At 32.7% G+C, this 15,088-nt stretch carries 11 protein-coding genes; 1 reads left to right on the forward strand and 10 read right to left on the reverse strand.

The features are described 5' to 3' along the window. Nucleotides 1-36 precede the first annotated feature (36 nt). From BMY82_RS02120 to BMY82_RS02150, 7 genes are all read right to left on the reverse strand, one after another. Complete coding sequence (locus BMY82_RS02120) at nucleotides 37-501, reverse strand: glycine/sarcosine/betaine reductase component B subunit (protein WP_091974126.1); 465 nt, start codon at nucleotides 499-501, stop codon at nucleotides 37-39. Between the two features lie 13 nt (nucleotides 502-514). Continuing rightward, nucleotides 515-1,276 (reverse strand): proline reductase cluster protein PrdD, encoded by a 762-nt coding sequence (gene prdD, locus BMY82_RS02125; protein ID WP_091974128.1) that lies wholly within the window; start codon nucleotides 1,274-1,276, stop codon nucleotides 515-517. Between the two features lie 176 nt (nucleotides 1,277-1,452). After that, entirely contained in the window at nucleotides 1,453-2,184 is a 732-nt protein-coding gene (prdB, locus tag BMY82_RS02130) for a D-proline reductase (dithiol) protein PrdB (protein ID WP_091974131.1), read from the reverse strand. 19 nt (nucleotides 2,185-2,203) lie between these two features. Continuing rightward, nucleotides 2,204-2,578 (reverse strand): CBO2463/CBO2479 domain-containing protein, encoded by a 375-nt coding sequence (locus BMY82_RS02135; RefSeq protein ID WP_091974133.1) that lies wholly within the window; start codon nucleotides 2,576-2,578, stop codon nucleotides 2,204-2,206. A 52-nt stretch (nucleotides 2,579-2,630) separates the two neighbouring features. Continuing rightward, nucleotides 2,631-4,535, reverse strand: a complete 1,905-nt coding sequence (gene prdA / locus BMY82_RS02140) for a D-proline reductase (dithiol) proprotein PrdA (protein WP_091974135.1) — start codon at nucleotides 4,533-4,535, stop codon at nucleotides 2,631-2,633. 155 nt (nucleotides 4,536-4,690) lie between these two features. Further along, a complete protein-coding gene (locus BMY82_RS02145) occupies nucleotides 4,691-5,101 on the reverse strand; it encodes a sugar transporter (RefSeq protein ID WP_091974144.1) in 411 nt (136 codons plus the stop codon). A gap of 1,159 nt (nucleotides 5,102-6,260) precedes the next feature. After that, complete coding sequence (locus tag BMY82_RS02150) at nucleotides 6,261-8,018, reverse strand: sigma 54-interacting transcriptional regulator (RefSeq protein WP_091974146.1); 1,758 nt, start codon at nucleotides 8,016-8,018, stop codon at nucleotides 6,261-6,263. 791 nt (nucleotides 8,019-8,809) lie between these two features. On the opposite strand from BMY82_RS02150, the gene prdC reads away from it, so the two are divergent. After that, on the forward strand, nucleotides 8,810-10,126 hold the full coding sequence (prdC, locus tag BMY82_RS02155) for a proline reductase-associated electron transfer protein PrdC (protein ID WP_091974148.1): 1,317 nt from the start codon (nucleotides 8,810-8,812) through the stop codon (nucleotides 10,124-10,126). A gap of 143 nt (nucleotides 10,127-10,269) precedes the next feature. On the opposite strand, the gene selB is transcribed toward prdC, so the two are convergent. From selB to selD, 3 genes are all read right to left on the reverse strand, one after another. Beyond that, complete coding sequence (gene selB / locus BMY82_RS02160; RefSeq protein WP_091974160.1) at nucleotides 10,270-12,159, reverse strand: selenocysteine-specific translation elongation factor; 1,890 nt, start codon at nucleotides 12,157-12,159, stop codon at nucleotides 10,270-10,272. Continuing rightward, on the reverse strand, nucleotides 12,159-13,595 hold the full coding sequence (gene selA, locus BMY82_RS02165; RefSeq protein ID WP_091974162.1) for an L-seryl-tRNA(Sec) selenium transferase: 1,437 nt from the start codon (nucleotides 13,593-13,595) through the stop codon (nucleotides 12,159-12,161). Before selA ends, selB begins: the two co-directional genes overlap by 1 nt. Nucleotides 13,596-13,728: 133 nt before the next feature. After that, on the reverse strand, nucleotides 13,729-14,781 hold the full coding sequence (gene selD, locus BMY82_RS02170; RefSeq protein WP_091974164.1) for a selenide, water dikinase SelD: 1,053 nt from the start codon (nucleotides 14,779-14,781) through the stop codon (nucleotides 13,729-13,731). Nucleotides 14,782-15,088: the final 307 nt, after the last annotated feature.

Here is a 15,088-nt window from a genome sequence, read left to right on the forward strand (position 1 = left end):
TAGTACCTCCATTCAAATATTTTATTATTTTTTTAACTATTTTTGACGCATTTTAAGTTTTAGAAAAACAAGAGACTTCCTTGCATCTACAACATCTACGTTGTTTTCACCAACAACTTCAGTTTCTATACCTTCCTTACTCTTGTTTATATCAACTATAGTGTCCATATACTTATTTGTAACTACAAACTTTGCTTGAACACCATTGAAAGTAACTCCAACAGTTGGAATTCCTCTCTTTCCTATTTCTTCAAATGTATTTGCATAGTCGACATGTGAGTTTCCCCACCCATCTGAACTTAAAATTGCACCGTCTACTCTCATGGCTTCACACCATGCCGCAGCTCTCTGTCCGACAAGATTTTTGTACTTATTTCCATCAGGTGTTCCCACTACTATTACACCTACAAAATCTATGTCTGTATCTTCTCCCAATACTTCTACCAATGGGTCTCTAAACATATGCAATGATGTTTCTTTTGTTGAAGGACCTATACCCATTATAACACACCTCCTAGACTAATGCTCTTAAAATTCCATCTCTATATTCATTAGGAGATAAAATCATAGGCATATTACACATATCAATAATAGATGTACCTCCCTCAAAACCACTAGGTTCATCTGGGAATAATAGGTTATCATACATTGCACCCTGCCCAGCAACTTGCTTAACTAAAACAACCTTCTTTTTATTACCTGCAGGTACTTTATCTAGATACTCATATGAGCCACTAGCTTCTCTTCCGTCAACTTTCTTCAATGTGTTTCTGATCTCTTGGATAAATTTATCACAAGCTTTGAAACAAGCATTCGGAAGATGCCTATCAAATGGAAGTCCACCCTTTATTGTAACGTCCATATGTATTATATAGTCGTTGACATCAGGTGTTCCTCTTCTACCAAAAATCATCTGTTCACTTAATACACCTTCAGATGAACCGAATTCATGCATTTGTCTTCCATCTTCATCTACTCCAGTAAGCATTACGCAAACACCTGATAAAGTATGCGTAATTCCTTCTCCTATTGTACCAAGTACTTTAGTAGAAATTGGTATTATATCCATTATTGTGTTTATTTTCCTGTCATAATCGCCAGGGCTTATTATTTCTAACTTAATATCACTGATTAGGTCATCAGCTTCCTTTAGTTCATCAATTTTTTCCTGAACAATTTCAAGAACATTGCCTTTAATTGCAAATCTTTTGCCAAAATTCACTCTATTTATAGCAAAAGGTTTGATAACAAGACGTCTTAAAACCTTTTCATCCATACTATGACCACCTTTGGCGCTATATTATATTGGAAAAAATCCAATATTACTTTTATAGTAATATACATCCCCTATATTTCTATAGAGGATGTACTACTATTAACTTAATTATTTCCCATATTTACTTTTCATCATATACAGGAGGGACCCCATATACAACTATCGATATCAACTAACTATATAGCAGCGTGATATTCGAATGGTAATGGAACTATCTTTCCTGCTGAAGGAATAGCTACAAGCTGTTCTAGAGTAGCCTTTAATATTCCTGTCTGCATTTCAACGTTGTTTGGTTCACCAGCGTTAGCACCCATTGGTACTAATGGAGCAACTGCTCTTGGAGTACCGTTCTGTCTAACTACTGGAGGAAGAGCTGCTATTATTATAGTTGGTATACCAGCTTCTTCTATTGCTCTCTGCACGATCACGGCAGTTCTATGACAAGTACCTCAGCCTGCTGTCATAACAACGCCGTCTACACCTTCTTCTTTTAACTTAGCAGCGATAGCTGGACCAGTTTCATTTGTGAAAACTTCCTGGTTACCACCACCACCCATGAATGTGTAGTGACAAGGAGCAACTCCCTTTATAAATCCTTCCTTAGCAAGTTCGTGTAATCTTTCGATTGGGAACATGCAGTTTACGTCTCTATTTACATCAGAGTTATCATATCCACCATGTGAAACCATTAGGTCTGCTGGTGTAGCTGTGTCAGGAACCATTCTAAATCCTGTATCACCTGCTAGATTAAATCTCTCATCATTCTTCATGTGTACACCTGCAGCTGAAGCTAGTGCTATAACCATTTCATTTAATGGTTTTGTAACAGGAGCCCAAACTGGAGGTGGTGTTATTGGAACATATATTTCTGATTGAAGTCCCGGAACTGTTGTTAACTTACGACTCATTGTATTTCTCTCCCTTCGACTATTTAAGTTCTGACTCAAGTTCTTTTATCTTGATCATTTTTTCTAATTCGGCAAGTTTTTCCGTCTTTTCTAAAATTTCTCTTTCTAACCTTGTCAGATTCTCAATTTTCTTTTCTTCTTCAACTTTCTGCTGACATTTTATTTTTCTTTTATATTCCTCATTGGGTTCTGGACTTAATACCTCTGGATTGCTTAACATGAATCCAACCTCATGGCCCACTTGAGGATTATAGTCAGTAATAAGCATTCTATTTGGTATTTTGAATTGTCCAAGTCTACCCTTTAAGTCTATTGTGACTGCGCCACCTTCAACATTAGAAATGACACCTTCATAATATTTTTCTGAGGATATATATCTTAAATTTTCTTCCATTTTTATCCCCTTTCTTAGGCATCTGAACAACCTATGGTTTTAGATTAATTTCCTACTTTATTTCACCCTCTACTGGAGTATATGTATCTTCAACTACGCCAGCTTCGATATCTGCTCTTTCGTATAACTGACTTCTCTTTCTTGTCATATTAAGTGAAGTTTCATTCTTTTCTAGAGGAATTTCAATACCTAAAGCCTTTTCTATAGCATCTATGTTATTTAACTTAACATTGTTATTCCACTTTCTTTCAGGTGCCTTTATTTCTTCACCTTCGATTGCGTTCTTTAGCATTGCAACTATTCTGTATGCTTCTTCTGGAGCTAGAGTATTGTTTTCAAGTATTTCGTTTTCTATACCCTGTCTAGACTTGTTGTTGTCAACCATACAGTTCATGTACTTGTTACCAACAACTAGAGCACCCTGTACAGCACAGAATGATACACCTACTACTGGAACACCTCTCATACCTATCTGTTCAATATGTGAAGCGAAGTCTATATGGTTGTTACCGAAACCTTCTGTAGTAACTACAGCTCCGTCAACTTCCATAGATTCAACTAACATACCTAATCTTCTAGATACATAGAACTTTTCTGAGTTAGCCTGTGGAGATCCAACGAATACTACACCTACTAGATCTAGTTCATCATCTTCCATAACAAGCTTAACTAATGGCTCTCTCCAGTAATGTCTTGACATTTCCTTAGATGCAGGTCCTATACAAGTTAATGCATGGATACCACCATCAAGTACTTCAAGTGGAGATAGAACAACTGGAACGTTACCTAAGTCAACGTTTGGTCTAGCACCTAATGTACCAACTGGTTCAACTGGTAATATTAGGTTGTCATGCATTGCACCCTGTCCCATTATTTCCTTAACTATAACTACTTTCTTTCTTCCAGTTCTTCTGTACTGAGTTATTTCTTCAGTGTCAACTACTAGTGATTCGTCTTCTACAGCCTTAAGAGCTTCTCTTATTTCCTGAGTAACGTAATCAAATGCCTTATGAGCAGCTAGTGGTCCTGGTCTTTCCATGTTAGTACCTTCTTTAATAGTAACCTGACCCTTGATGAATATTTCGCCATAATCAGCTGCACCTGGTCTACCCCACATCATTGTTGTATCCATTGCACCTTCAGATGAACCGAATTCACCTATCTGTACGCCATTTGCATCAGTACCAGTAAGTACCATTACAACACCATCTATTACTCTAGTTACACCTTCACCAAGTTCACCAGATTCCTTAGTTGCTATTGGCTGTAAGTCAAGTACTGCTTCTGAATATTCATTGTATCTATCTGGAGTTATTATATCTAACTTCATGTCGTATACAAGAGTTTCAGTATCAACAGCTTCCTTACATAGTTCTTCTGGAGTTCTTACAGTAAGAGTAGTACCGTTTATTTCAGTCTTTTCACCGAATACTACCTTATCTATCTTATAGTGCTTCTTAACTAAAGTTCTTATTACCTTAGTTTCTTCCTTTTCAACTTCAGCTGGAGCTACTTCTACAACTCCTGGAGCACCTGCTACTCCACCAGTTGCTAATCCAGTAGGTATTTCAAGGTCTATTCCCTTACCTTCACCTATATGGATCTTTATAGTTCCACCTGCAACATTAGTAGCTGTTGCTACTGGTGCTGCTACAGAAGCTTCTTCTTCTTCTACAGTTTCTTCTTCTACTTCTTCTTCCATTTCAGAGAACCCTTCTACATTATCAGTAGTCATTGGAGAAAGTGCGTCTAAAGTTTCCTTTAAAGTACCTCCTAATGCCTGACCGATTGTTAGAGCGTTTTCTGGAATTTCCAACAATCCAGAATCAATTAAATCTGGGAATATAGCTGGATCTTCAAGATTTGCTGCCTCTACTACTGTTCCTGCTTCAAATCTGCAACAGCAGACTGCTGGATCATTAGCATGAGCTTTTGCTGTTTCATTAGTTATTGACATAGCAAAAAACCTCCTTATTAATAAGTTAAATTAAATTTATAACAAATACGTGAACAGGAGTCGCTAGCTTTTATGTATCTCAACACAAAAGCCAATTTGCAACTCTTGCTGTTACACATATTTCTTGATATTTTTATACGCGTTTTATACGCAGTTTAAACACCTGTTGGAATTTCTAAATAAATTCCTGTTCCTTCTTCTATGCGGATCTTTATAACTCCATCCACTTTCTGAGTTGTTACTGAACCGGAAGAACTTTCTCCAGAAACTTCTTCAGTTACTTCTTCTTTTTCTTCCTCTTCTTCTACAATTTCAGAATAACCATCTACGTTTTCTGTTGTCATCGGAGAAAGTGCATCTAAAGTTTCCTTTAGAGTGCCTCCTAAAGCCTGTCCAATAGTCAGTGTATTTTCTGGGATTTCTAATAATCCAGAATCTACCAAATCAGGGAATATAGCTGGATCCTCTAGATTTGCTGCTTCTACTACTGTTCCTGCTTCAAATCTGCAACAGCAGACAGCAGGATCATTAGCATGAGCCTTTGCTGTTTCTTCAGTGATTGACATAGTAAAAACCTCCTCAAAATGTAAGTTAAATTTATTATATAAATACGAAAACTTTTTTTGAAATTCATCGTACTTATTAACCATGTCACTGATATATATAATAAAATACATATCAATACTCTATAGGTATATCTCTGAGAAACTTAACAGTCTGTATATTATCATTCGTGATTTTCAAACCACTACTGTTTCTGCGATAACACTAATTGGAAATTTTCCAGTCAGACATGTCTTAACAACTACTTAGACATTAATTCTTAAACTAAAGCAAAAGAACAATAATACAAGTTGACTAACTGAATAAAAATAATATTTTTTTGTTAATTGACAGACTTTTCTTATTTTAAGTTTTAAATCCATTCACTCTATAGTAAACTTACTTATATATAGAAAATATCTATCAGACATACATAAAAAAACATTATACTTTTTTTCACAATTTTGTATACCAACTAAAGTGTACACTAATTTTTTGAATTAGTAAAGATATTTTTATGCAATTTAAAAATATTTTTTATCAAATATCCCTTGCAATAGCATTAACACCTTTACCTGCATAAAATCATATGCAGATATTTTTAATGTCACCGTACACTTAAGTAGTTGCAGTTTCATACAACTCTTAAACGCACATTTTAAAACCTTACACATACAAACATTACATGAACACTGCTTCTAACAGTCTTCTCGTGGATATTATAAGCAAAGCTTGTGCCAACTTTTAGCAAATCGCATTAAAATAAGTTTTTTTTTGATTTTTTTTCATTTATTAGATTTTTGTTAAAAAAATTACACTTTTATTAGGATTCTTTTCTTTGTGAAAACATTTTTCCCAACTTTCTATGTCTGTTTATTGACATATGACGGTTTATTGAACATTATTGTTTTTATTTTCCTTGTATTGATATTATATCATATTTTTGATATTTTAAAATACAATTACCACATATTATATCTACTGATAATACAAGTTTTATCTTAGTTTGTAAGTAAAATGACAACACTTTATTCTTTTCTTTCTTTTTTAACTATATTCTGTCTTTTTTTTATATTCTAAAGTCAACTTTTTCTTACTTTATAAAAAAGTGTTCAAATTTCTTACATTACTGCAATTTAAATTTGAACACTTATATTAAAAAAAAATATTTTTTTGTTAAATTTACTCTATATTATATTGATTCATTTTATAATATAGAGTTGTTCTAGGTATATTTAAAATTTTAGAAGCCTTGCTTTTATTTCCCCTTGCCATCTTTAAAGCTTCTTTAATTTTATTAATTTCCAAAATCTCAATAGCTCTATTAAGATCCATTGGGTAATCAAAGTTTTTTGGCTTACTTATAGCTTCTATTATGTATTCAGGTACATCTTCTACTTCAAGAGTATCACCTGATGAAAGTACAACCATATTTTCTATGGTATTTTTAAGTTCTCTTATATTACCCTTCCAGTAATACTTTTCTAATAACTTCAAAGCTTCCTTACTTATCTTTAAGAAAGGCTTATTATTTTCTTTACATTGTTCTTCTAGGAAATGATACACAAGTATCCTAACATCTCCTGTTCTTTCTCTAAGCGGCGGCAATTTGATTTCCACTACATTTAATCTATAGAAAAGATCCTCTCTGAACTTGCCATCTCTAACCATTTGCTTTATATCTTTATTACTAGCAGCAATAACTCTTACATTAACTTTTATAATATCGCTTCCACCTACACGCATAAACTCTTTTTCCTGTAGTACTCTTAAAAGTTTTACCTGCATATTCAATGGCATATCGCCTATTTCATCTAAAAAAATTGTTCCATTATTTGCTAACTCAAAAATACCGCTTTTCCCTGCTTTAGTAGCACCTGTAAATGCACCCGGAGCATATCCAAAGAACTCACTTTCGAACAACTCTTGTGGTATAGCACTGCAGTTGACAGGTATAAAAGTTCCTTCTCTTTCACTATATTTGTGAATCGCTCTTGCAAAAACTTCTTTACCTGTACCACTTTCGCCATTTAACATTATTGAACTATTTGATTTTGCAACCTGCTTAGCTATCTGTTTAGACCTTTCAAGGGCATAGCTATTACCTAGTATTTCATCAAAATCATTTCTTGATAAAGACTTTACCTCACTCTCTAAATAATTAAGTCTTTCTTGAGTCAACTCCAACTCCTTAGAAAGTTTGGTTGCATCGGTAATATCAACTTCTGTACATACAACTCCTACGAATTCTTCATTATAGAATACAGGACTAGCTTGAACAAATCCATATAGATCAGTTCCTTCTTCTATATTTTTAGAATGGTAAAAATCATTCATATCCTTTTTAGTTACAAGAGCTCTTCCAGATATGGTATCTTCAAGATAATCACTCATTTTTTTCCCAACTATTTCAGATGCTGGTATATCATATCTCTCTTCCATAAATCTATTCCAAAAAATTACTATTCCATCCTTGTCTATAGCTGATATTCCTTCATTAATTTGACCCGTAATATATTTTAATGTAGTATACTTTTCTTCTAATTCTTCATAATTTGTATATTTTATGTATCTAGAGCTTATATATCCTTTCAACTTTCCTTCTACATTTACAATTATATTCATATATGAACCGTTTTCTATTAGCTTGTCATATGATAAAAAACCACAGCGCTCATTTATAAGCTCAAAATCAGTGTTCATAACTGTTCTAAGTGGTATTTCTCTGTAATTTGATTCATATCTCTTCATTATATGAGGTATATCATAAATTGAAAGATACCCCACTATTTTTTCATGTTCACAATCTTGTATTATTACAAGTTTGTTTTCTATTATTAAATATTCAAAAACATCTCCAACTGTAAAACTTTCTTCTACAAGCTCAATATCTTTTTGAATCATGCTTTCAATTGACTCTTTAATAGGGACACCAAACATAAATACACCTCCTAAACCTACTTCTTATTGATTATATCATAATGTTCCTTTTTATTTATTGCATATATATAATTACAATACTTACACAATAGATTATAATAAATTATTATAAATAAAAAATGATTGCCCATAGTTGCTAATTGTACATAAATAGGTAAAAAAAATTTATACAATATAAATAGAATTTAATTTATTGTGTATCTATTCAACTATACACTATTTCTTTTAAAAATTCTATATATATATATTTATTTTTATATAACTATTTATTTAGTTTTTTTAAAATCATATTTATACAATTTATTCACATACTTACTAGTATTTCAGTTATTCTATTTATAATATCATATTTTTTTATAAAATTTTATAATAGAAGGAGTTTTTTTAACAATTAAAAAAAGAAAGATATACTTACTTTTTTTTAAGAAAATATTTTCATAAAGCATTTTCTCTATCAAATAAACAATATTTTCAGATTTCTTAGTATTTTTATCTTATTTTAAAAATAAATATTAACAAATTAATATTTTAACTTTTATAAATACCCTATTAATAACTATGTATTCTATGATATAATAACAGAAGTGAGAAAGCGATTATCTAGAATTTTTCCTTTCTCCGATTATAATGCTAATTATCAAAAATAAGCTACGGCTTTAAATATGGCATATAACATCACTTGATTGTCGATAGTTGTAGCATTTTATAACACTACTTAGCATTTAAATAATGCACTACAAACAAATATTATTAAACACTACATATTATTTATTATTTAAGGGGGCAAAATTATGTCAAATACTATTCATTTATTATTAAAGCAGAACATTGGTGCTAAAAACAATCCAATAGTTAAGGTTGGAGATGAAGTTAAAAGAGGACAGCTAATAGCTGATTTCGAAGGATTTATCGGTGCTAATCTACACGCAAGTGTTGATGGTAAGGTTATCGAAGTTAATGATGACGAAATCGTAATAGAAGCTAATGAAGTTCAAGGCGAAGATTACGTTAAAATTGAAAAGGGTGCTACAATAGCAGAAACTGTTAAGAACGCTGGTATAGTTGGTCTTGGTGGTGCTGGTTTCCCTACTCACGTTAAGTTAGGTACTGATTTAGGTGGTACTGGATATATCCTATGTAATGCTGCTGAATGTGAACCAATACTATCACATAACATGGATCAGTTACTTCATGAACCAGAAAAGCTACTTAGAGGTATGAAGTTATGTATGGAATCATGTAATGCCGCTCATGGTATATTTGCACTTAAGGAAATACACGAAAAGGAAATATTAGCTTTAAACAAGATAATAGATGATGATAGAATAACTGTTAAGGCTATGCCAAATATGTACCCAATGGGTGAAGAAAGAGCTGTAGTTAGAGAATGTCTAGGTATTGTTCTTGAAACAGATAAGTTACCATCTGAAGCAAATGCTGTTGTCGTTAACTCTGAAACTATGTGTGCTATAGCTGATGCTGTTGATGATCTTAAGCCTTTAATAGAAAAAGATGTAACAGTTGCTGGTTATTTAAATACTGCTAACTCTCTTGAAATATTCAAGGACGTTCCAATTGGTACTAGAGTTGGCGATTTAATAGAAAGAGCTGGCGGATTATTTAAGTACGGTGAATATGGCGAAATCATAATGGGTGGACCTTTCACTGGTAAGTCTACTACAATGGACGCTCCAATAGTAAAGGCTACTGGTGGTATATTAGTTACTAAGCCATATCCAAAGGTTAACAAGAAGATGGGTCTTCTAGTTTGTGCTTGTGGTGGTAATGAAGATAGATTAAGAGAAATAGCTGGTTACATGGGCGCTGAAGTTGTTGGCGTTGAAAGATGTAAGCAGGCTGTAGAAGGAAAGGGTGGAGCATTAAAGTGTGAAAACCCAGGACATTGCCCAGGACAGGCTCAGAAGATGTTAGGTCTTAAGAAGGCTGGAGCTGAAGAAGTTCTTATATCTAACTGTACAGACTGTACAAATACAGTAATGGGTGTTGCTCCTAAGATGGGTATACCTGTTCACCATCAGACTGATACAATATTAGATACTATGGGAATTGAAAGAGTAAGATTCTTAAAGGATGGACAGAAGAAGTAAGTTTAACTAAATAATAATTCAGAGAGTAGATAATATCTACTCTCTTTTTTATTCCTTTTTAAAGGTATCTACTTATTAGCTTTTTTAGTTCACTATTTTTCAAATAAAAAATAGCAGAAGTTTCAACTTCTGCTATTTCTATGCTAATATAAGACTCTTTTATTTTCTACTCTCTTAGTTAATTTTTCCTTATCAAAACTCTCTAATATCAACATACTTATTTTTCTGCTAGAATTGATTAAATCTCTAAATTCTGCAAGAGTCATTTCACTATTCTTTCCTAGAAAATCTAACATTGATTTTTTAGCCTTTTCATAAAGTTCATTTGAAATGATATATTCTTCATCTAACAGCTGAACATCTGATCCGATCATCGAGTCAAGAACATCCTTTTTATTCTTGTCCCCACCACAGATTTCTTCTATTGTAGCTATATCATTATAACCCATAGATTTTAATTTCTTTTCAATATCTAATTTTATACTTTTTTGTTCATCTGTAAGCTTAACTTCAAATTCTTTTAAAGATACTTGATTGTTTTGTATCTTTATTAAATCGTCTTCTTTAACTCTAGCTAAAAATGCATCTATATCCTTAGCCTTAAAAGATGAATCTACTTTGCTTCCAGCTTCTTGCTTAGGCATACCTATTTTTAAAGTGTTCTCTTTATGATATTTTTCTAGAATCCTTACAAGTTTTCCTTCTATAAAATCAAAGTAATCTTTATGTACAATTCTATTATTTATATCTAAAACCTTGCCATCTTCTTTTAGTTGAGCTATAACTTCTTCTATTCTATCTCTTGATACTCCTACATAACTCATCATATCCTGAATTTTAGGGAATGATGATGAATTGTTTTTAAGATAAACTTCAAGTATAGACTTGTCGTCACCTGATTCTTTTATCTTCAATTCTTCAATTAACTTTGGAGTATATTTATTTATACTATGTTTTTCATTAGATACATCTATTATTAGCCCACCGCCTATTGTATCCATAGGTGAATATGTTCTAATTACAAATGGATCTAACTTCTTACATACTATTTTTTCTTCTAATCTAAGTTGAACAAAACCTTCATCTCCAGCCTTCATCTCTTCTTTTTCAAGGGGAACTGCTCTACAAAGAATCTCTCTAGTTCCGTGATAAAGCTTTAGTCTATCCCAATTTTCAAGTTTACAACCATCATGATTTAAAAGTTTTATCTTAACATCTATCATCATAGACTCAAGAAGAGAGTCTGGAGCTGCTAATATATCTCCTCTTTCTATATCTGTTACCTTTATATTAGCTAGGTTGATCGCCGTTCTCTGACCGGCATATGCCTCTTCTTCATTATTTCCATGAACCTGTATATTTCTAACAACAGCCTTTTTTGCCCTAGGGTATATCTCCAGTTCATCATTAACATGTATTGTTCCTTCTATAATCGTTCCAGTAACTACTGTTCCAAATCCCTTTATAGAAAATACTCTGTCTATGTTTAATCTTGCCGGAAGATTATTATTTCTTTCTTCCACCTCTGAACTCATTTTATCAAGCTTATCTATTAACTCTGCTATTCCTCTTTTCGATAAAGAATCGACTTTTAGAATTTCTGCGCCTTCTAGAAACGTTCCTACAAGACCTTCCTTAATGTCTTCTTCAGCTAACTCTAACATTTCATCATCTACCATATCGCACTTTGTCATTACAACAAGTCCCTTTTTTATGTTTAGATATGAAAGTATGTCTATATGTTCTATAGTTTGAGGCATCATTCCTTCATCTGCCGCTACAACCAAAATAACCATGTCTAGACCAGATGCTCCTGCCAACATATTTTTTATGAACTTTTCATGACCTGGAACATCTACTATACCAACTGACTGACCACTAGGAAGATTGAAGTATGTAAATCCTAAATTAATAGATATACCTCTTTTTCTTTCTTCTTCAAGTGTATCTGTTTCTCTTCCTGTTAAAGCCTTTATAAGACTGGTTTTACCGTGGTCAATGTGACCGGCTGTACCTATTACTATATGTTTCATTAATTATCCCCTCCCAAAGCCTTCACTACTTCGTTTGCAATTTCATCAAACTGTTCTTCAAAGATAGTTCTGACGTCAAGGATATATTTATCATCGTAGACTCTCGCAATTATATGAGAATCACTAAGTCTTAATTTCTCTTCAAAACGACTTACACCCATTTCACCTGGCTTAATAGCAACTGCAACTGAGTTTAACTCCTCTGTTGGCATTGACCCTCCACCTACCTGGCCTTTACAATCTTCTATTGAAAGATCAAGATCTAAATTATTTTCTTTTATGGATGCCTTTATTGTATTATAAAGAATATCAGCCTTCTTTCTGAGTTCCTCATAAGTGTATGTCAACATTCTCAACGTAGGTATATTCTTTATTGCCTTTTCTTCATCTAGATAGAATCTCAATGTAGCTTCAAGGGCTGCTATTGTCATTTTATCAACTCTAAGTGCTCTTGTAAGCTGATTTTTCTTCATTCTTTCAATATACTTTTTCTTGCCGACTATTATACCTGCCTGAGGTCCACCAAGCATTTTGTCACCACTAAAGCTAACTATATCTACTCCCTTATTTATTGAGTCAAATACAGTTGGTTCATAACTCATTCCATACTTAGATAAATCTATAAATACACCACTTCCAAGATCCTCTACAACCGGTATATCGTATTTATCACCTAATTCTCTCATTTCTTCAAGAGTTACGCTTTCAGAAAATCCTACTATTCTGTAATTACTTGTATGTACCTTCATTAAAACCTTAGTATTCTCTGTAATAGCATCTTCATAATCATTATAATGAGTTTTGTTTGTTGATCCTACTTCCACTAAATCTGCACCACTTAATGCCATTATACTTGGTATTCTAAATGCACCACCAACTTCAACAAGCTCTCCTCTTGAAACTATAGCCTCTCCGCCTCTAGCCATTGTGCTAAGAACTAAAAGAACCGCTGCTGCATTATTATTTACAACAAGAACATCTTCTGCTCCTGTTATTCTCTTTATCATAGAAGTAAGATGGTTATATCTTGAACCTCTGTGTCCTTCATCAATATTATATTCAAGGTTTGAATATCTTGACGCTGCATTCCAAAGTTCTTCTTTTATATTTTCACTTAGCAAAGATCTACCTAAATTTGTATGAACAACTATACCCGTAGCATTTATTACCTTCTTTAAAGACAGTTCATATGATTTTTTAGAAAGTCTTATACTATCTACTATTATGTCTTCTTCTTCAAGATTAAAACTTTCTACTTCTTCATCCTTTAAAGCAACTATTGTTTTTCTATGCTTATCTATAGTCATTCTTATTGAATCTAAAATTATATTTCTAGGTAACTTTGTACAAAGCTCTATTATTCTATTATCACTAAGTACTTCATCTACTGACGGAAGTACTGCAAACAATTCTCTTTTACTTTTATTATCACTCATACTATCTTCTTCTCCAAGTTCATATTTTAGTTGACCTAAGTATATAAATCAGCTTACAAAGCATATTTTAAATATTGAAAACCTATTAAGTTCCCATACTAATATAAAAGATTTTAAAATAAGTCTTTATAACTTAATATACTTCTAGGTATTTATCTCTTTTTTCTACCACTTCACCTACCACTGCTGCTGCTATTGTCCCATTGTTTAGCATATCTTCAACTATATCATCAGCATACTCTGCAGGAAGCGATACCAAAAGACCTCCAGATGTCTGAGGGTCATGAAAAATATCAGAAAGAGCCTCTTCTACATCTTCTGATATAAATGTTTCGTCTTGAACATATCCCATATTTTTATATGCACCTTCTGGTATAATGCCCATTCTTGAAAATTCAAGAGCTTGATTCATTGTAGGAACTTTCTTAGAATCAATTACAATTGTAACTCCCGATGCTTCTGCCATTTCTAAACAATGACCTAAAAGCCCGAATCCGGTAATATCAGTTACTGAATTTATAGGGAATTTATCAAAACTCTGAGCTGCATATTTATTAAGATGTGTCATAACTTCTATAACATGATTTGATGTTTCTTCATCAACAAGCCCTGCCTTCATAGCAGTATTCATTATACCTGCTCCCAAAGGCTTTGTTAAAACAAGTTTATCCCCAGCTTTTGCTGTTGAATTTGCAAGTACCTTATCTGGATGAACTATACCTGAAACAGACAAACCATATTTAGGTTCTTTATCATCTACTGTATGTCCACCTACCAAAAGGCATCCACTTTCATTTACTTTATCTGCTCCACCTCTAAGTATCTCACCCAATACTCCCATATCATGACAAGAAGGGAAACATACAATATTCATTGCTACTATTGGCTCTCCACCCATTGCATAAACGTCAGATAGAGCATTTGCTGCTGCTATCTGTCCAAATGTATATGGATCATCTACCATTGGTGTAAAAAAGTCTAGAGTCTGTATAAGAGCCTTATCATCTGTAAGCTTATATACAGCTGCATCATCAGCAGTATCTAGTCCAACCATTAAGTTTTTCATTTTATCACTTGTGTTTCCAGGGAGTTTTGAAAGAACTGAAGCCAGTTCTTCTGGTCCTATTTTGGCTGCTCACCCTCCAGCCTTTGTCATCTCTGTTAATCTCATATATTCTTTTGCCATAATTATCTCCTTAAACATATTATTAAAATACATAAAAAAGAGGAAAGTATTTCATAAAATCACTAATCCTCTTACAACAATGATTGTACCCATAAGAAACAATCATTAACTAATTACCTCTTAAAATCTACTATTTAATACTAATTTATTAATAATATTATTATAGACTTCAGCTTTTTTACATCTGAAATTCTATTGATAAATCAACAAACTAGCAGTTATTTTACATAATTATATACATTACATATTATAGCATAAATAAACTATCAATTCTATAAATTGTTGTCTTTTTAAACAAGTCATTTAA

This window comes from Peptostreptococcus russellii (assembly GCF_900110295.1).
GTDB lineage: Bacteria > Bacillota > Clostridia > Peptostreptococcales > Peptostreptococcaceae > Peptostreptococcus > Peptostreptococcus russellii_A.

Coding starts and splice junctions, on each gene's coding strand:
- BMY82_RS02120 (WP_091974126.1), bottom strand. CDS start 501: ATGGGTATAGGTCCTTCAACAAAAGAAACATCATTGCATATGTTTAGA.
- prdD (WP_091974128.1), bottom strand. CDS start 1,276: ATGGATGAAAAGGTTTTAAGACGTCTTGTTATCAAACCTTTTGCTATA.
- BMY82_RS02135 (WP_091974133.1), bottom strand. CDS start 2,578: ATGGAAGAAAATTTAAGATATATATCCTCAGAAAAATATTATGAAGGT.
- prdA (WP_091974135.1), bottom strand. CDS start 4,535: ATGTCAATAACTAATGAAACAGCAAAAGCTCATGCTAATGATCCAGCA.
- BMY82_RS02145 (WP_091974144.1), bottom strand. CDS start 5,101: ATGTCAATCACTGAAGAAACAGCAAAGGCTCATGCTAATGATCCTGCT.
- BMY82_RS02150 (WP_091974146.1), bottom strand. CDS start 8,018: ATGTTTGGTGTCCCTATTAAAGAGTCAATTGAAAGCATGATTCAAAAA.
- prdC (WP_091974148.1), top strand. CDS start 8,810: ATGTCAAATACTATTCATTTATTATTAAAGCAGAACATTGGTGCTAAA.
- selB (WP_091974160.1), bottom strand. CDS start 12,159: ATGAAACATATAGTAATAGGTACAGCCGGTCACATTGACCACGGTAAA.
- selA (WP_091974162.1), bottom strand. CDS start 13,595: ATGAGTGATAATAAAAGTAAAAGAGAATTGTTTGCAGTACTTCCGTCA.